Here is a 17099-nt window from a genome sequence, read left to right as displayed (position 1 = left end):
GTGAAGCAGTGGGCACACGTGTCCGCTGCCGTCTCCACCGGTAACCTCACACCCATGGCCTCACGTCCCTCCGCAGCCAAGAAGCGGCCCGCGAAGAAGGCGGCTGCTCCCTCGAAGGCTCCGGCGAAGAAGGCCGCCGCGAAGAAGGCGCCCGCCAAGAAGGCCGCCGCGAAGAAGGCGGCACCGGCACCCAGGCCGGCGCCGAGTCCCACCGGCGGCATCTACCGGCTCGTGCGCGCCGTCTGGCTCGGTCTCGCGCACGCCGTCGGGGCCGTCTTCCGCGGCGTAGGGCAGGGTGCGAAGAACCTCGACCCCGCGCACCGCAAGGACGGCGTCGCGCTGCTGCTGTTCGGCATCGCGCTGATCGTCGCCGCCGGCACCTGGGCCGACCTGAAGGGTCCTGTCGGCGACCTCGTCGAGATCCTGGTCACCGGCGCCTTCGGCCGGCTCGACCTGCTCGTGCCGATACTGCTCGCGGTGATCGCCGTGCGCTTCATCCGGCACCCGGAACAGCCGGACGCCAACGGCCGGATCGTGATCGGTCTGTCCGCGCTCGTCATCGGTGTGCTCGGCCAGGTCCACATCGCCTGCGGCTCGCCCGCCCGCAGCGACGGCATGCAGGCGATAAGGGACGCCGGCGGCCTGATCGGCTGGGCGGCGGCGACCCCGCTGTCGTACTCCATGACCGACGTCCTCGCCGTACCGCTGCTCGTGCTGCTCACGGTCTTCGGGCTGCTGGTCGTCACCGCCACCCCGGTCAACGCCGTTCCGCAGCGGCTGCGCGCCCTCGGCGTGCGCCTCGGCGTCCTGCACGAGCCGGTGGCGGACGAGTTCGGCGAGGACGACGAACGGTACGAGGAGCAGTGGCGCGAAGCGCTGCCCGCGCGCACCCGAAAGCGCCCGGGCGCCCCCGAGGCGTACGACCCCGACAACGCCGAGCAGGAGGCGCTCTCCAAGCGCCGGAGCCGGCCCAGGCGCTCCGCGGTCCCGCAACCCGACATGGGCCGCCAGATGGACGCCGTGGACGTCGCAGCGGCGGCAGCGGCGGCCCTCGACGGCGCCGTCCTGCACGGCATGCCGCCCTCCCCGCTCGTCGCCGACCTCACCCAGGGCGTGAGCGTGGGCGACCGGGAGGAGACCACGCCGACCCCCGTCCCGGCCCCGGCCGAGCGGCCCGAGCCGGAGAAGCTCAAGGTCGAGAACGTCCCGGACCTGACCAAGTCGGCTCCGGGCGAGGCCCGCGAACTGCCCCCGCGCGCCGAGCAGCTCCAGCTGTCCGGCGACATCACCTACTCCCTGCCCTCGCTCGACCTCCTCCAGCGCGGCGGCCCCGGCAAGGCGCGCAGCGCCGCGAACGACGCCGTCGTCGCCTCGCTCACCACGGTCTTCACCGAGTTCAAGGTCGACGCGCGTGTCACCGGCTTCACGCGCGGGCCGACGGTCACGCGGTACGAGGTCGAACTCGGCCCCGCCGTGAAGGTCGAGCGGATCACCGCGCTCACCAAGAACATCGCGTACGCCGTCGCGAGCCCGGACGTGCGGATCATCAGCCCGATCCCCGGCAAGTCGGCCGTCGGCATCGAGATCCCCAACACCGACCGGGAGATGGTCAACCTCGGTGACGTCCTGCGCCTCGCCGAGTCCGCGGAGGACGACGACCCGATGCTGGTCGCGTTCGGCAAGGACGTCGAGGGCGGCTACGTCATGCACTCGCTGGCGAAGATGCCGCACATGCTGGTGGCCGGCGCGACCGGCTCCGGAAAGTCGTCCTGCATCAACTGCCTGATCACGTCGGTCATGATGCGGGCGACCCCCGAGGACGTGCGCATGGTCCTCGTCGACCCCAAGCGCGTCGAACTGACCGCCTACGAGGGCATTCCGCACCTGATCACGCCGATCATCACCAACCCGAAGCGGGCCGCCGAGGCGCTGCAGTGGGTCGTACGCGAGATGGATCTGCGCTACGACGACCTGGCGGCGTTCGGGTTCCGGCACATCGACGACTTCAACCAGGCGATCCGGGAAGGCAAGGTGACTCTGCCCGAGGGCAGCGAGCGGGAACTCCAGCCGTATCCGTATCTGCTGGTGATCGTCGACGAGCTGGCCGACCTGATGATGGTCGCCCCGCGTGACGTCGAGGACGCGATCGTGCGCATCACCCAGCTCGCGCGCGCGGCCGGCATCCACCTCGTCCTCGCCACGCAGCGGCCGTCGGTCGACGTCGTCACCGGTCTCATCAAGGCGAACGTGCCCTCGCGGCTGGCGTTCGCGACCTCCTCACTCGCCGACTCCCGCGTCATCCTCGACCAGCCCGGCGCCGAGAAGCTGATCGGCAAGGGCGACGGGCTCTTCCTGCCGATGGGCGCGAACAAGCCGACCCGTATGCAGGGCGCGTTCGTCACCGAGGCGGAGGTCGCGGCGGTCGTCCGGCACTGCAAGGAGCAGATGGCGCCCGTCTTCCGGGACGACGTCACCGTGGGCACCAAGCAGAAGAAGGAGATCGACGAGGACATCGGCGACGACCTCGACCTGCTGTGCCAGGCGGCCGAGCTGGTCGTCTCCACCCAGTTCGGCTCGACCTCGATGCTCCAGCGCAAGCTGCGCGTCGGCTTCGCCAAGGCCGGGCGGCTCATGGACCTCATGGAGTCCCGGAACATCGTCGGGCCGAGCGAGGGTTCCAAGGCACGTGACGTTCTCGTGAAACCCGAAGAGCTGGACGGCGTGCTCGCCGTGATCCGTGGGGAGTCTTGAGGGACAGGGAAACGCACCGTCCGGTCCAGCGCGTGTCGTGTTGGGCCGGGTGGACGCATCGCCGTGATCCACTTGTTAGAGATCGGCGAGCAACCGTTTCCCTTTGTCGCACGTCAAGTTGAGCGAGAAGACAGGTGCGGAGCTCACACTGGGGTTCGCACCCGTCCTGTCGTCGGGATGTCGGGCCATACCGATGGCGTACAAAGTCCTACCGCCCGGTTGCCCCACCCTTTCGCACCCCCCCTAGACTGAACCTCCAGCACAGGTGGCTACACGCTCGAAAGGCGCCCCCGTGTCCATCGGCAGCAACTCCCCTGAAGACGAGCGTCCGTTCCGAGACGATTCCGAGGAATCCCGTCCCTCCGTGGGTCGCGCCCTCCAGCAGGCGCGTACCCGGGCCGGGCTGACCGTCGACGATGTCAGCAGCGCCACTCGAGTCCGCATCGCCATCGTGCACGCCATCGAGGCGGACAACTTCTCGCCCTGCGGCGGCGACGTGTACGCCCGTGGGCACATCAGGACCCTGGCCAAGGCCGTGCACCTCGATCCGGCCCCGCTGCTCGCACGGTACGACGCCGAGCACGGCGGCCGCCCCGCGCCGACGCCGGCCGCCCCGCTGTTCGAGGCGGAACGCATCCGCCCGGAGCGGCGCGGGCCCAACTGGACCGCGGCCATGGTCGCCGCGATCGTCGCCGTGATCGGATTCGTCGGCTTCACCGTGTTCAGGGGCGGCGACGACGGGAGCAACGCCAAGGACGAGGTCGCCCAGGGCGCCACGCCCTCGACCAGCAAGCCCGCCACACCCACCCCCGAGAACAGCAAGCCCGGCGACCAGAAGCCCGAGCCGTCCGACAGCGCCATCGCGGCCGCGCCCCAGGACAAGGTCACCGTCCAGGTCAGCGCCGTCGACGGGCGCAGCTGGATCTCGGCCAAGGACCACAACGGCCGCATGCTCTTCGACGGGCTCCTCAAAAAGGGCGACTCCAAGACCTTCCAGGACAGCTCGAAGGTCGACCTCATCCTCGGCGACGCCGGCGCGATCCAGCTCTACGTGAACGGCAAGAAGATCGAGGACGACTTCCAGCCGGGAGCCGTGGAACGCCTCACGTACACCAAGGGCGACCCCGAGGTCGGATAAAGACCCCGCAGCGGGGCGCGTCACCACGGGGTTGGCCGAGATCGGCCAACCCCGTCGACGTGGGCTGTCAGTGAGACAAAGTAGTCTTGAGCCCATGCCTGAACGCCGTACCGTCGCACTCGTCACTCTCGGCTGCGCCCGTAACGAGGTGGACTCGGAGGAGCTCGCAGGCCGTTTGGAGGCGGACGGCTGGCAGCTCGTCGAGGACGCCGAAGACGCCGATGTCGCCGTGGTCAACACCTGTGGCTTCGTGGAAGCCGCGAAGAAGGACTCCGTCGACGCCCTCCTGGAGGCCAACGACCTCAAGGGACACGGGAGAACGCAGGCCGTCGTGGCGGTGGGCTGCATGGCCGAGAGGTACGGCAAGGAGCTCGCCGAGGCCCTCCCCGAGGCCGACGGCGTGCTGGGCTTCGACGACTACGCGGAGATCTCCGACCGTCTGCAGACCATCCTGAGCGGCGGCATCCACGCCGCCCACACCCCGCGTGACCGGCGCAAGCTGCTGCCGATCAGCCCGGCCGAGCGCCAGGAGTCCGCCGCTTCGGTCGCGCTGCCCGGGCACGGCCCGCAGGACCTCCCGGAGGGAGTCGCGCCGGCGTCCGGCCCCCGCGCGCCCCTGCGCCGCCGTCTGGACGGCTCCCCGGTCGCCTCGGTCAAGCTCGCCTCCGGCTGCGATCGACGCTGCTCCTTCTGCGCCATTCCGTCCTTCCGCGGTTCCTTCATCTCGCGCCGGCCCGGAGATGTGCTGAACGAGACACGGTGGCTGGCCGAGCAGGGTGTGAAGGAGATCATGCTGGTCTCCGAGAACAACACCTCGTACGGCAAGGACCTCGGCGACATCCGGCTGCTGGAGTCCCTGCTGCCCGAGCTGGCCGAGGTCGACGGCATCGAGCGGGTGCGCGTGAGCTACCTCCAGCCCGCCGAGATGCGCCCGGGTCTGATCGACGTGCTCACGTCCACCCCGAACATCGCCCCGTACTTCGACCTGTCCTTCCAGCACTCCGCCCCGGACGTGCTGCGCGCGATGCGCCGCTTCGGCGACACCGACCGCTTCCTGGAGCTGCTCGACATCATCCGCGCCAAGGCCCCGCAGGCCGGTGTCCGCTCGAACTTCATCGTCGGTTTTCCCGGCGAGAGCGAGGCCGACCTCGCCGAACTGGAGCGCTTCCTGAGCCACGCGCGCCTGGACGCCATCGGTGTCTTCGGCTACTCCGACGAGGAGGGCACGGAGGCGGCGACGTACGACCAGAAGCTCGACGAGGACGTCGTCGCCGAGCGGCTGGCCCACATCTCCCGGCTCGCCGAGGAGCTGGTCTCACAGCGGGCCGAGGAGCGCCTGGGCGAGACCGTGCACGTGCTGGTGGAGTCGGTCGACGGTGAGGACGGCCCGTGCGGCCGTGCGGCGCACCAGGCCCCGGAGACCGACGGACAGGTTCTGCTCACGAGCGGCGAAGGCCTGAGCCGGGGTCGTATCGTCGAGGCGAAGGTGGTCGGTACGGAGGGTGTCGACCTGGTGGCCGAGCCCCTGCAGGGCTCGCTCGCGTGTAGTGAGGAGGCGGGCAGATGACGGGAGTCCCGGCATCCGCCGCGGGCGGGTCCTCCGGCGCGCGAGGGGCCACGGGTTCCGCGGGGTCCGGTGCCGCCGGCGGTTCCGGTGCGGCTTCCGCCTCGCAGGGCGGGGGCAAGTCCGCCCGCAGCGGGAAGGTCGTGGCCGCGGCCGTCAATCAGGCCAGCGTCTGGAACATCGCCAACCTGCTGACCATGCTCCGGCTGGTCCTCGTCCCGGGCTTCGTGGCGCTGATGCTGGCCGGTGGCGGGTACGACCCGGCATGGCGCTCGCTCGCCTGGGCGGCCTTCGCCATCGCCATGATCACCGACCTTTTCGACGGTCACCTGGCGCGCACCTACAACCTCGTCACCGACTTCGGGAAGATCGCCGACCCCATCGCCGACAAGGCGATCATGGGGGCGGCGCTGATCTGTCTCTCCTCCCTCGGCGATCTGCCGTGGTGGGTGACCGTGGTCATCCTCGGGCGGGAACTCGGCATCACGCTCCTGCGTTTCATCGTCATCCGGTACGGCGTGATCCCGGCGAGCCGGGGCGGCAAGCTCAAGACGCTCACCCAGGGCGTGGCCGTGGGGATGTACGTGCTGGCGCTCACGGGATGGCTGGCCACCCTGAGGTTCTGGGTGATGGCGGTCGCGGTCGTGCTGACCGTCGCGACCGGCCTCGACTATGTGAGACAGGCCATTGTGCTGCGGCGGCAGGGAATCGCCGAGCGGCAGGCGGCGTTGGAGGATTCAGAAGGGTGAATTCCACGGCCACCGAAGTGGTGCGACTACTCACGGTGAGAGGCGAGACGATCGCCGTCGCCGAGTCGCTCACGGGTGGCCTGGTAGCTGCGGAGATCACCTCGGTCCCCGGGGCCTCCAAGGCCTTCCGGGGTTCGGTCACCGCCTACGCCACCGGCCTCAAGCACGAGCTGCTCGGGGTCGATGCCACTCTGCTGGCCCAGCGCGGGGCGGTGGATCCGCAGGTCGCGGCCCAGATGGCGGCCGGAGTGCGCAAGGTTCTCGGTGCCGACTGGGGTATCGCGACGACCGGCGTCGCCGGGCCGGAGCCGCAGGACGGACAGCCCGTGGGGACGGTCTTCGTGGCCGTCGACGGACCTCTCGGACCGGATTCCGGTTCTGCCGCTGGCGGAAAAGTCGAGGCCCTGCGGTTGAACGGCGACCGCGCGGAAATTCGTATGGAGAGTGTACGGAGCGTGCTCGCACTGCTTCTGAGGGAGCTTGCGGGCGAACAGACCGGGAATGAGCGGACACAGGATACGGAACAGAACGGGGGGTTTTGATGTTTACAGCCCTGAGTGAACACGACATCGCTCCCCGCACGGCCGCGGCGCAAGGCGGTACGGTGGGGCGAGAAGGATGCGGCTACACGGTCCGAGGAGGGAGCCACCGATGATTCTGCTCCGTCGCCTGCTTGGTGACGTGCTGCGTCGGCAGCGCCAACGCCAGGGCCGTACTCTGCGCGAAGTCTCCTCGTCCGCCCGAGTCTCACTCGGCTATCTCTCCGAGGTGGAGCGGGGGCAGAAGGAGGCTTCCTCCGAACTGCTCTCCGCCATCTGCGACGCGCTGGACGTACGGATGTCCGAGCTCATGCGGGAAGTGAGCGACGAGCTCGCCCTCGCCGAGCTGGCCCAGTCTGCCGCGGCCACCGAGTCCGTGCCGGCGCCGGTTCGTCCGATGCTGGGTTCCGTCTCGGTGACCGGTGTGCCTCCGGAACGGGTGACCATCAAGGCGCCCGCCGAGGCTGTGGACGTGGTCGCCGCGTGACGTTCACGCGCGTGGCTCTGTGACGCGACACGTGTGAGGCCCCGGCCGGGGCTTCTCCGGGACACCCGGAGGAGCGCGGCCGGGGCCTTCGTACTGCCCGGAGCCCGTCAGACCACTCGCGCGATGGATCCGGTTTGCGTCCATTTGCCGGTATCCGGTGTGCCCGTCATGGTGGAGGGACGTGACGGGGCGAACCAACGGAGGCTATGGATGTACGTCGTGAAGAGCCCGCTGTCCGAGGCGGACCTCAAGACCGTGTCCGAGGCGCTGCAAGGGGCGCTCGTCGATCTGGTGGACCTCTCGTTGGTCGCGAAGCAGATCCACTGGAACATCGTCGGCCCGCGCTTCCGGTCGATCCACCTACAGCTGGACGAGGTCGTCGCCTCTGCGCGGACCCACTCCGACACCGTGGCGGAGCGCGCGTCGACCCTGGGAGTTCCGCCCGACGGGCGCGCGGCGACCGTGGCCTCCGGCAGCGGTATCGGGGCGACGTCGTCGGGCTGGGTCAAGGACACGGACGCCGTGGGGACGCTCGTGGACGCCCTGGGCGCCGTCATCACGCGCATGCGCGAGCGGGTGCTGGCGACGGGCGAGGCGGACCCTGTGACCCAGGACATCTTCATCGGGATCACGGCGGACCTCGAGAAGCACCACTGGATGTTCCAGGCCGAGAACGCGTAGCGGTGGCGGCGGGTGCCTCCCCCGCTCTCGCTCTCGGCTTCGCTGGAGCGGGGGAGCCCCACCGCCCATGCCGGGCCGCCGTCGGCGATGCGCTCGTGTGCCCCTGGTGCGCCCTCCCGCGCGGTGAGGGCCGCGTTCTAGCGTCCCGGCGGGAGGTGGCGGGCATGGTGGTGCGGCGGGCGGTGCGATGGGGGGTCGTCCTGGGCGTCGGGGCGATGTGGTGGTGGGCCGTGCTGCGGATCGTGCTGGGGGCGGACGCCGGGCTGGTGGAGGGCGCCGTTGCGGCCGGCGGGTGGGGGCTGAGCCTGCTGCCGGTGCACTGCGTGCCGAAGGCGCGGGCCGCGGGAGCCGTCGGGCCGGAGCGCTGGGTGGTGGCCTGGCGGGCGGGGAACGTCACCAAGGCATCGCCACACCCCCGTTCGGGCGGAGGATCTGACCCGTCGTGAACGACGAGGCATCGGACGCCAGATGAAGCACGGCGTGCGCGATGTCGTCCGCCTCGCCGACGCGGCCCAGCGGTGACACCCGGGCCATCAGGGCCTCGGTCTGCGCCTGTTGCCCCTCGTCGTGACGGTCCGTCATGGGTGTGCGGATCCAGCCCGGGGCCACCGCGTTGACCCGGATACCGTGCTGGCCGAGCTCGGTCGCCAGCGTCTTGGTCAGCTGCACCACGGCAGCTTTGGCCGCGCCGTAGCACAGCAGCCCCGGACCGCCGGTGTCCACGGCGCCCGACGCCATGGTGACGATGCTGCCCCGGGTGCCGCGGTCGAGCATCAGCAGGGCCCCCTCCTGACACGCGTACAGCACGCCCTTGAAGTTGACGTCCAGGACCCGGTCGAGGTCCTCGTCGCGGGTCTCCAGGACCGGGCTGCTGTGCATGATCCCGGCGATCGCCCCCATCACGTCCAGCCGCTCGCAGGAGCGGACGGCCTCCCGCAGCAGCGTCCGGTCGGTGATGTCGAGCGGGTGGAGGGGGGCGGTGCCGCCCTGGTCCTTGATGAGGGTCGCCGTCTCGTGCAGGCCCTCCCGGTCCCGGTCCGCGCAGTGCACCGTCGCACCCGCCTCGGCCAGCAGCACGGCCGAGGCCCGGCCGATGCCGCTCGCGGCGCCGGTGACGAATGCGGTGCGTCCGGTGAGGTCGTACGCCTTGACGGGTATGAGGGGACCGTACGAGCATTTCTGACGGGTCGTCAATCAATCGTCGTCAATCGGCCGTCCGGATCCGTCGTCACCGATGGGCCGTCGTCAGTCGGTCGTGCGGGGGCGGATCCGGCGTGCCTGCGGGGAGCCCGGTGCCGGGGCGGGGCCGTGCTGGCAGGCCGGGCACCAGTAGGTGGGGCGTTCCCGGGAGCCGTCGCCCTGGTCGGCCGCGCGGATCGGGGTGTGGCAGCGCAGACAGGGGCGGGGCGCGCGGCCGTAAACGAACAGGTCCTGGCCGCGCCGACCCGTGGTGCTGCGCACCGGAAGGTCGCGGTTGGCCTCCATGAGCCTCTTGGCGAGCACCGGCAGCTTCGCCGCGCGGTCGGCGGGCAGCGCGCCCACGGGCAGCCACGGGGTGGCGCCGATCAGGAAGCACAGCTCTGACTTGTAGATGTTGCCGATGCCGGCGAGGTTGCGCTGGTCCAGCAGGGCCTCGCCGAGGGGCCGGGCCGCGTCGGCCAGGAGGTTGGCGAGGGCACGCTCCGGGTCCCAGTCCGGGCCCAGGAGATCGGGGCCGAGGTGGCCCACGGCGCGGGACTCGTCGGTGGTGCGCAGGAGGTCGAGGACCGGCAGGCGGTACCCGACCGCCGTGCGGTCCTCGGTGCCGAGGATCACACGGATCTGGTGGGCCGGGCCGCCGCTCCAGCGCCGCCCGTTTTCGTACACCTTCCAGGCGCCGTCCATCCTCAGGTGCGAGTGCAGCGTCAGGCCGCCCTCGATGCGGGTGAGCAGGTGCTTGCCGCGCGGGGTGACGTCGAGGACCGTACGGCCGGTGAGGTCGACCGTGGCGTATCTGGGCACCCTCAGGTCGCTGCGGGTCAGCACGCGGCCCGCGAGCGCGCCGTGCAGCCGCCTCGCGGTCTGCCAGACCGTGTCACCTTCGGGCATGGCTCAAGGGTGACACGGGGAGAGCGGCGGGGGTGCGGGCGGTCTCATGCTCTCAGGCGCAGGCCGCGCGGGGTCGCGATGAAGCCCGCCGCCTCCAGGAGGGTGCCGAACGGGGAGGTCAGGGCCGAGGCGCCGTTGACGCGCTCCACCGTGACCGTGCCGAGGCTGCCCGCGCGCGCGGCCGCGGCCAGCGCTTCGGCGGCGGGCCGCAGGCTGGGGTCGTCGGTGGCCGTGGTGTCCGGGGCGGAGGGCCAGGCCAGCAGGGTCTTGCCGCCGCGCTCCATGTAGAGCGTCAGCTCACCGTCCACCAGCACCACCAGCGAGCCCGCCTTGCGGCCCGGCTTGTGTCCGGCCCCGGTCGGCGGCTCGGGCCAGGGGAGGGCGGAGCCGTAGGCGTTGGCGGGGTCGGCCGCGGCGAGGACGACCGCTCGGGTGTCGGCGGACGGGGTACGGCCACGGCGGCCCCCTTGGCCTGCGCTGTACGGGAGGGCGGGGGCGCCGTAGGGGAAGCCGGAGTCGGTGGTGCCGCTGCCGCCTCGGGGGCCGCCGTAGCCGGGCGTGGCGTAGTCCTTCGGGGAGATGTAGTCGCCGGGGGCGGGGCGGTGGTCGGCGGGCCGTCCCGCGAAGTCGCCGTCCGGGCTGAAGGGGGCGAAGCCGACGTCGGGTGAGCCGTCGGCCGGGCTCATGAAGTCGTCGGCGGGCGAGCCGTCGGGCCGGCTCACGGTGCCGAGGTCCGGGCCGGGCAGCCCCTCACCCCGGTCGCGGGCGTTGGACACCGCGCGCAGGCGGTCCACGGCACCGTCCATCGCGAACTGGGCGGCGCCGAGCCCCTCCACGACATAGCCGCGGCGGGCCTGACCGCTCTCCTCGAAGACGGACAGGATCCGGTACACCGCCGAGAAACCGCCCTCGACGCCCTCCGCGGAGACCGCCCCGCGGGTGACCACGCCGTGCCGGTCCAGGAGGGTGCGGGCCAGGGCGTGGCCGCGCACGGTCGTGTCCGGTTCGCGGTGCGGCAGCAGAGACCAGCGGCCGGCGACGGTCGGCGGGCCGCTGCGCGAGGCGGGGCGGGCGGCGGCCGTCAGAGAGCCGTAACGACCGCGCGGGACGGTCCGCTTGGCGCGGTGGGCCGTGGCGCCCGCGGTGCGGCCGGAACCCAGCAGGGAGCGCATCGGGGCGAGCGTGTCGTTGGTCAGCCGCCCGGACCAGGCCAGGTCCCATACGGCGTCGGCCAGTTGGGGATCGGTCGCGTCCGGATGGGTAGTGGCGCGGACCTGGTCGGCGATCTGCCGGAAGAACAGGCCGTAGCCGCCGGAGAGGGCGTCCAGGACGGACTGGTGGACCGCGGTCAGCTCCAACGGGTGGGGCGGCGGCAGGAGGAGCGGGGCCGCGTCCGCCAGGTAGAGCGAGACCCAGCCGTCCTTGCCGGGCAGGGCGCCCGCTCCGGCCCAGACGATCTCGCCGGCCGAGGTGAGTTCGTCGAGCATCGACGCGGTGTAGTTCGCCACGCGCGACGGCAGGATCAGTTTCTCCAGCGCGGACGCCGGCACGGACGCGCCCTGCAACTGCTCGACGGCGCGCACCAGTCCGTCGATGCCGCGCAGACCGTGTCCCTTGCCGATGTGCTGCCACTGCGGCAGGAACTGAGCCAACGCGGCGGGCGGCACCGGCTCCAGCTCATGGCGCAGGGCGGCCAGGGAGCGGCGGCGCAGGCGGCGCAGTACGGCCGCGTCGCACCACTCCTGACCGATGCCCGCGGGATGGAACTCCCCTTGGACGACACGGCCGTTCGCCGCGAGCCGCTGCAGGGCGCCCTCGGTGACCGCCACGCCCAGGCCGAAACGGGCGGCCGCGGTGGCCGACGTGAACGGGCCGTGCGTGCGGGCGTAGCGGGCGAGGAGGTCGCCGAGCGGGTCCTTGACCGGCTCGGTGAAGGCCTCGGGGACACCGACCGGCAGCGCCGTGCCGAGGGCGTCGCGCAGGCGGCCGGCGTCCTCGACCGCCGCCCAGTGGTCGGCACCGGCGATGCGCACCCGGATCGCGCGGCGGGCGCCGGCCAGGTCCTTCGCCCAGTGCGGTTCGGCGCCGCGCTCGGCCAACTCGGCGTCCGTGAGCGGGCCGAGCAGCCGCAGCAGGTCGGCGACGCCCTCGGCGTCCTTGACGCGGCGGTCCTCGGTGAGCCACTGCAGCTCCCGCTCCAGCTCGGTCAGCACCTCCGCGTCGAGCAGCTCCCGCAGCTCCGCCTGGCCGAGCAGCTCGGCCAGCAGCCGGGAGTCCAGGGACAGGGCGGCGGCGCGGCGTTCGGCGAGCGGCGAGTCGCCCTCGTACAGGAACTGGGCGACGTAGCCGAACAGCAGGGAGCGGGCGAAGGGGGACGGCTCCGGGGTGGTGACCTCGACCAGGCGGACCTTGCGGGACTCGACGTCGCCCATCAGCTCGACGAGCCCGGGAACGTCGAAGACGTCCTGGAGGCACTCGCGGACCGCCTCCAGGACGATCGGGAACGAGCCGAACTCGCTCGCCACCTGGAGCAGTTGGGCGGCCCGCTGGCGCTGCTGCCACAGCGGGGTGCGCTTGCCGGGGTTGCGGCGCGGCAGCAGCAGCGCGCGGGCGGCGCACTCGCGGAACCGGGAGGCGAACAGGGCCGAGCCGCCCACCTGGTCGGTGACGATCTGGTCGACCTCGCCCTTGTCGAAGGCGACGTCCGCCGCGCCTACGGGCGCCTGCTCGGCGTCGTATTCGGTGCCTGCCTTCATGGGCTCCTGGTCGAGCAGGTCCAGACCCATGAGGTCGGCGTCCGGCAGGCGCAGCACGATGCCGTCGTCGGCGTGCATGACCTGGGCGTCCATGCCGTACCGCTCGGAAAGGCGGGCGCCGAGAGCGAGGGCCCAGGGGGCGTGGACCTGGGCGCCGAAGGGGGAGTGGACGACCACCCGCCAGTCGCCCAGCTCGTCGCGGAAGCGCTCCACGACGATCGTGCGGTCGTCCGGGACGTGCCCGCAGGCCTCGCGCTGCTCGTCCAGATACGACAGCACGTTGTCCGCCGCCCAGGCGTCCAGGCCCGCGGCCAGCAGGCGCAGCCGGGCGTCGTCCTTGGGCAACGAGCCGACCTCGCGCAGGAACGCGCCCACCGCGCGGCCCAGTTCGAGCGGGCGGCCCAGCTGGTCGCCCTTCCAGAACGGCAGCCGGCCCGGCACGCCCGGCGCCGGGGAGACCAGGACGCGGTCGCGCGTGATGTCCTCGATGCGCCACGAACTCGTGCCCAGCGTGAAGACGTCCCCCACGCGCGACTCGTAGACCATCTCCTCGTCCAGCTCGCCGACCCGGCCGCCGCCCTTCTTGGGGTCGGCGCCGGCGAGGAAGACCCCGAAGAGCCCGCGGTCCGGGATCGTGCCGCCGGAGGTGACGGCGAGACGCTGCGCGCCGGGGCGGCCTGTGACCGTACCGGCGACGCGGTCCCACACCACGCGCGGGCGCAGCTCCGCGAACGCGTCCGACGGGTAGCGGCCTGCGAGCATGTCGAGGACCGCCGTGAACGCCGACTCCGGCAGCGAGGCGAACGGCGCGGCCCGGCGGACGGTGGCCAGCAGATCGTCGACCTGCCAGGTGTCCAGCGCCGTCATGGCCACCAGCTGCTGCGCCAGGACGTCCAGCGGGTTGGCGGGCACCCTCAGGGACTCGATGGCGCCGGTGCGCATCCGCTCGGTGACCACGGCGGCCTGCACGAGGTCGCCGCGGTACTTCGGGAAGACCACGCCTGTGGAGACCGCGCCCACCTGGTGTCCCGCGCGGCCCACGCGCTGCAGACCGGAGGCGACGGACGGCGGCGACTCCACCTGGACGACGAGGTCGACGGCACCCATGTCGATGCCCAGCTCGAGGCTGGAGGTGGCGACCACGGCCGGGAGGCGGCCGGCCTTCAGGTCCTCCTCGACCAGGGCACGCTGCTCCTTGGACACCGAGCCGTGATGCGCGCGGGCGATCACCGGCGGCGCGCCCTGGGCCGCGCCCGAGCCGCCCATCAGCTCGGCCGGGGAGTGGTGCTCCTCCAGGGACTCACCGGTCGCCCGCTCGTACGCGATCTCGTTGAGCCGGTTGCACAGGCGCTCGGCGAGACGGCGGGAGTTGGCGAACACGATCGTCGACCGGTGGGCCTGCACCAGGTCGGTGATCCGCTCCTCGACGTGGGGCCAGATCGACGGCCGCTCCGCGCCCTCGCTGCCGTCGGCGACCGGGGCACCGCCCAGCTCGCCCAGGTCCTCGACCGGGACGACGACGGAGAGGTCGAACTCCTTGCCGGACTTCGGCTGGACGATCTCCACCTTGCGGCGCGGCGAGAGATAGCGGGCCACCTCGTCGACCGGGCGGACGGTCGCCGACAGGCCGATGCGGCGGGCCGGTCGCGGCAGCAGCTCGTCCAGCCGCTCCAGAGAGAGCGCCAGATGCGCGCCGCGCTTGGTGCCCGCGACCGCGTGCACCTCGTCCAGGATCACCGTCTCCACGCCGGTCAGTGCGTCGCGCGTGGCCGACGTCAGCATCAGGAACAGGGACTCGGGGGTGGTGATGAGGATGTCCGGCGGGCGTGTGGACAGCGCGCGACGCTCGGCGGCCGGGGTGTCGCCGGAGCGGATGCCGACCTTCACCTCGGGCTCGGGCAGGCCGAGGCGCACCGACTCCTGGCGGATGCCGGTCAGCGGGCTGCGCAGATTGCGCTCCACGTCGACCGCGAGGGCCTTGAGCGGTGAGACGTACAGCACGCGGCAGCGCTTCTTCGGGTCGGCCGGGTGCGGGGTCGAGGCGAGCTGGTCCAGGGCGGCGAGGAACGCGGCCAGCGTCTTGCCGGAGCCGGTCGGGGCCACCACCAGCACGTCCGAGCCCTGGCCGATGGCCTGCCACGCGCCCGCCTGGGCCGCGGTGGGCGCGGAAAAGGCCCCCGTGAACCAGCCGCGGGTCGCGGGGGAGAAGCCGTCGAGGGCTCGGCGTGCGGAGCTGACCATGCGTCCATCGTGCACCCACCCACTGACAATCGCGCTGACCTGGGGAAACGGGCCCGGCCCTACCGTGTTTCGGCTGGCGGACGGCGGCGCCAGGCCCCGCGGCCGTGGCGGACAATGACCGCATGGTGGGTTCACATGAGCGGGCGCGGCACTGGCAGTACGCGGATCTGCCGGGCGTGGACCTGCTGCGGGCCCGGTACATCCACAAGACGTTCGTGCGGCACACCCACGAGCACTTCGTGATCGCGGCCATCGCCGACGGTGTCGAAGTCTTCCACCACGGCGGATCCGACGTGTCCGCCGGTCCGGGCGCGCTCGCGCTGGTCAACCCGGACACCCCGCACACGGGACGGGCCGGTGTTCCCGAGGGATGGCGGTACGGGGCGGTCTATCCGTCGCCCGAGGTGGTGGCCGAGATCGCGGCCGAGACGACCGGGATCCGGGGCACGCCCGGCTTCGTCAGCCCGGTGCTCGACGACCCGTACAGCGCCGGCCTGGTCCATCAGGTGCTCCGTGCCGCGGACGAGGGCAACGCGCTCGCCGCCGACACCCTGCTGCGAGTGGCGGTGACCCGGCTGTTGCGGCTGAACGGCGGGCCGCTGGCCCGGCGCGAGGTGCGGACGGCCGGGGCCCGGCTCGCCGCACGCGCGCGTGCCGTGCTGGAGGACCGGATGACCGAGCCGCCCACCCTGGAACGCCTCGCCGCCGACCTGGGCACCAGCCCGTTCGCGCTGCTGCGGGCCTTCCGCGACACCTACGGCATGCCGCCCCACACCTGGCTGACCGACGCGCGCGTGCGCCGGGCGAGACATCTGCTGGACGCGGGCACGACACCCGCGGACGCGGCCGTCGCCGTCGGGTTCACCGACCAGCCGCACCTCAACCGCCACTTCGCCCGGATCGTCGGTGTACCGCCGGGTGCCTACCAGCGCGAACGCGACAAGCGAGGGCGCAAGAACGTACAAGACCCCGGGCGACGACTGCTTGTACCGTCCGGGGCGTGGCAGAACAGACAGCTCTCGCAGACATACGCGCCGAAGACGCCGGCAAACCGGACACCGCCGTCGTCCGGGACGCCCTCGGAGTCGGCGTCGCCGTAGGACTGTCCGGGTTCGCGTTCGGCGTGACCTCGGCGGGCAGCGGGCTGAGCCTGCTGCAGACCTGCGCGCTCAGCCTCCTGGTGTTCACCGGCGCCTCACAGTTCGCCCTGGTGGGAGCACTCGCGGCGGGCGGCAACCCGCTCACGGCCGCCGCCGGCGCCTTCTTCCTGGGAGTGCGCAACGCGTTCTACGGACTGCGCCTGTCGCAACTGCTGGCCCTCCCGCGCGCGGTGCGGCCGTTCGCCGCCCAGTGGGTGATCGACGAGACCACCGCGGTGTCGCTGGCACAGCCGACCCGGCGCGCCGCCCGCCTCGGATTCGCCGTCACCGGGCTGAGCCTGTACATCCTGTGGAACCTCACCACGCTGCTGGGTGCCCTGGGAGCCAAGGCGATCGGCGACACGGACGCGTGGGGCCTCGACGCGGCCGGGCCCGCCGTCTTCCTGGCCCTGCTCGCGCCGATGCTGAAGACCACCGTCGAGCGTGCCGTAGCGGGCCTGGCCGTCGTCCTGGGACTCGGCCTGCTCCCCGTCCTGCCCGCCGGAGTGCCGGTCCTGGTCGCCGCGCTCGCGGCGCCGGTCGCCCTCTTCGCCGAGGGCCGCCGGGCGGGACGTACGCGCGACGACGTGTCGACGGAACGCTCCCGTACCGCCGCACCGGACACCCCTGACGACGCACCGGAGGAAGCACGTTGAACACCTGGATCGCCATCGGTGCGACCGCCCTCGGCTGTTATGCGGTCAAGCTCGCCGGACTGCTCGTGCCCGCCGGCGCCCTCGAGCGCCCGCTCGTCAAGCGGCTGGCCGCGCTGCTGCCCGTCGCGCTCCTCGCGGCCCTCACGGCCCAGCAGACGTTCGCCCACGGGAACGCGCTCGTGCTGGACGCCCGGGCCGCGGGGCTCGCCGCGGCCGCCGTCGCGCTGGTGCTGCGTGCCCCGTTCCTGCTCGTGGTCGCCGCGGCCGTGCTGGTGACGGCGGGCGTCCGCGCGATGGGCGGCTGACGCCC

The 17099-nt window shown here is 72.3% G+C and carries 14 protein-coding genes; 11 read left to right on the top strand and 3 right to left on the bottom strand.

Annotation, left to right across the window (positions count from 1 at the left end; translation table 11 throughout):
- Nucleotides 1-54: 54 nt before the first annotated feature.
- From IEZ19_RS07665 to IEZ19_RS07630, 8 genes are all read left to right on the top strand, one after another.
- Nucleotides 55-2751, top strand: a complete 2697-nt coding sequence (locus tag IEZ19_RS07665; RefSeq protein ID WP_189310304.1) for a DNA translocase FtsK — start codon at nucleotides 55-57, stop codon at nucleotides 2749-2751.
- A gap of 292 nt (nucleotides 2752-3043) precedes the next feature.
- Nucleotides 3044-3889: a helix-turn-helix domain-containing protein gene (locus IEZ19_RS07660; RefSeq protein WP_189310303.1), complete on the top strand. Its 846-nt coding sequence runs from the start codon at nucleotides 3044-3046 to the stop codon at nucleotides 3887-3889.
- Nucleotides 3890-3983: 94 nt separating this feature from the next.
- Nucleotides 3984-5456, top strand: a complete 1473-nt coding sequence (gene rimO / locus IEZ19_RS07655; protein WP_189310302.1) for a 30S ribosomal protein S12 methylthiotransferase RimO — start codon at nucleotides 3984-3986, stop codon at nucleotides 5454-5456.
- Nucleotides 5453-6202, top strand: a complete 750-nt coding sequence (gene pgsA, locus IEZ19_RS07650) for a CDP-diacylglycerol--glycerol-3-phosphate 3-phosphatidyltransferase (protein WP_189310301.1) — start codon at nucleotides 5453-5455, stop codon at nucleotides 6200-6202. The genes rimO and pgsA overlap by 4 nt, the downstream gene beginning before the upstream one ends.
- Nucleotides 6199-6744 (top strand): CinA family protein, encoded by a 546-nt coding sequence (locus IEZ19_RS07645; protein WP_189310300.1) that lies wholly within the window; start codon nucleotides 6199-6201, stop codon nucleotides 6742-6744. Before pgsA ends, IEZ19_RS07645 begins: the two co-directional genes overlap by 4 nt.
- Before the next feature lie 109 nt (nucleotides 6745-6853).
- The gene (locus tag IEZ19_RS07640; protein WP_016432287.1) at nucleotides 6854-7228 is read left to right on the top strand and encodes a helix-turn-helix domain-containing protein; all 375 of its coding nucleotides are present in this window, start codon (nucleotides 6854-6856) and stop codon (nucleotides 7226-7228) included.
- Between the two features lie 210 nt (nucleotides 7229-7438).
- Nucleotides 7439-7909 carry a Dps family protein gene (locus IEZ19_RS07635; protein WP_189310299.1) on the top strand — a complete coding sequence of 157 codons (471 nt, stop codon included), beginning with the start codon at nucleotides 7439-7441 and terminating at the stop codon, nucleotides 7907-7909.
- 164 nt (nucleotides 7910-8073) lie between these two features.
- On the top strand, nucleotides 8074-8355 hold the full coding sequence (locus IEZ19_RS07630; protein WP_189310298.1) for a hypothetical protein: 282 nt from the start codon (nucleotides 8074-8076) through the stop codon (nucleotides 8353-8355).
- On the opposite strand, the gene IEZ19_RS07625 is transcribed toward IEZ19_RS07630, so the two are convergent.
- The 3 genes from IEZ19_RS07625 to IEZ19_RS07615 form a co-directional block, all read right to left on the bottom strand.
- Complete coding sequence (locus tag IEZ19_RS07625) at nucleotides 8303-9067, bottom strand: SDR family NAD(P)-dependent oxidoreductase (RefSeq protein ID WP_189310333.1); 765 nt, start codon at nucleotides 9065-9067, stop codon at nucleotides 8303-8305. The two genes, IEZ19_RS07630 and IEZ19_RS07625, sit on opposite strands and share 53 nt — an antisense overlap.
- Before the next feature lie 87 nt (nucleotides 9068-9154).
- The gene (locus IEZ19_RS07620) at nucleotides 9155-9997 is read right to left on the bottom strand and encodes an Fpg/Nei family DNA glycosylase (RefSeq protein WP_189310297.1); all 843 of its coding nucleotides are present in this window, start codon (nucleotides 9995-9997) and stop codon (nucleotides 9155-9157) included.
- A gap of 44 nt (nucleotides 9998-10041) precedes the next feature.
- Nucleotides 10042-14994, bottom strand: a complete 4953-nt coding sequence (locus IEZ19_RS07615; protein ID WP_189310296.1) for an ATP-dependent helicase — start codon at nucleotides 14992-14994, stop codon at nucleotides 10042-10044.
- A gap of 122 nt (nucleotides 14995-15116) precedes the next feature.
- Here IEZ19_RS07615 and IEZ19_RS07610 point away from each other — a divergent pair, with 122 nt between their 5' ends.
- Genes IEZ19_RS07610 through IEZ19_RS07600 form a run of 3 tightly spaced genes read left to right on the top strand, consistent with a single transcriptional unit; the run spans nucleotide 15117 to nucleotide 17094 of the window.
- Entirely contained in the window at nucleotides 15117-16094 is a 978-nt protein-coding gene (locus IEZ19_RS07610; RefSeq protein ID WP_189310295.1) for an AraC family transcriptional regulator, read from the top strand.
- Nucleotides 15995-16789, top strand: a complete 795-nt coding sequence (locus IEZ19_RS07605) for an AzlC family ABC transporter permease (protein WP_189310294.1) — start codon at nucleotides 15995-15997, stop codon at nucleotides 16787-16789. The genes IEZ19_RS07610 and IEZ19_RS07605 overlap by 100 nt, the downstream gene beginning before the upstream one ends.
- A complete protein-coding gene (locus tag IEZ19_RS07600; protein ID WP_189310293.1) occupies nucleotides 16786-17094 on the top strand; it encodes an AzlD domain-containing protein in 309 nt (102 codons plus the stop codon). Before IEZ19_RS07605 ends, IEZ19_RS07600 begins: the two co-directional genes overlap by 4 nt.
- The last annotated feature ends 5 nt before the right edge of the window (nucleotides 17095-17099 follow it).

This window comes from Streptomyces brasiliensis (genome assembly GCF_014647875.1).
Lineage (GTDB): Bacteria > Actinomycetota > Actinomycetes > Streptomycetales > Streptomycetaceae > Streptomyces > Streptomyces brasiliensis.
The sequence above is the reverse complement of the archived record's forward strand: the minus strand, read 5'-3'. Positions and strand labels throughout refer to the sequence as shown.

Excerpts from the sequence above, each read along its gene's own strand:
- pgsA (WP_189310301.1), top strand. The coding sequence starts at position 5,453 with ATGACGGGAGTCCCGGCATCCGCCGCGGGCGGGTCCTCCGGCGCGCGA.
- IEZ19_RS07635 (WP_189310299.1), top strand. The coding sequence starts at position 7,439 with ATGTACGTCGTGAAGAGCCCGCTGTCCGAGGCGGACCTCAAGACCGTG.
- IEZ19_RS07610 (WP_189310295.1), top strand. The coding sequence starts at position 15,117 with ATGGTGGGTTCACATGAGCGGGCGCGGCACTGGCAGTACGCGGATCTG.
- IEZ19_RS07630 (WP_189310298.1), top strand. The coding sequence starts at position 8,074 with ATGGTGGTGCGGCGGGCGGTGCGATGGGGGGTCGTCCTGGGCGTCGGG.
- IEZ19_RS07640 (WP_016432287.1), top strand. The coding sequence starts at position 6,854 with ATGATTCTGCTCCGTCGCCTGCTTGGTGACGTGCTGCGTCGGCAGCGC.
- IEZ19_RS07620 (WP_189310297.1), bottom strand. The coding sequence starts at position 9,997 with ATGCCCGAAGGTGACACGGTCTGGCAGACCGCGAGGCGGCTGCACGGC.
- IEZ19_RS07615 (WP_189310296.1), bottom strand. The coding sequence starts at position 14,994 with ATGGTCAGCTCCGCACGCCGAGCCCTCGACGGCTTCTCCCCCGCGACC.
- IEZ19_RS07665 (WP_189310304.1), top strand. The coding sequence starts at position 55 with ATGGCCTCACGTCCCTCCGCAGCCAAGAAGCGGCCCGCGAAGAAGGCG.
- rimO (WP_189310302.1), top strand. The coding sequence starts at position 3,984 with ATGCCTGAACGCCGTACCGTCGCACTCGTCACTCTCGGCTGCGCCCGT.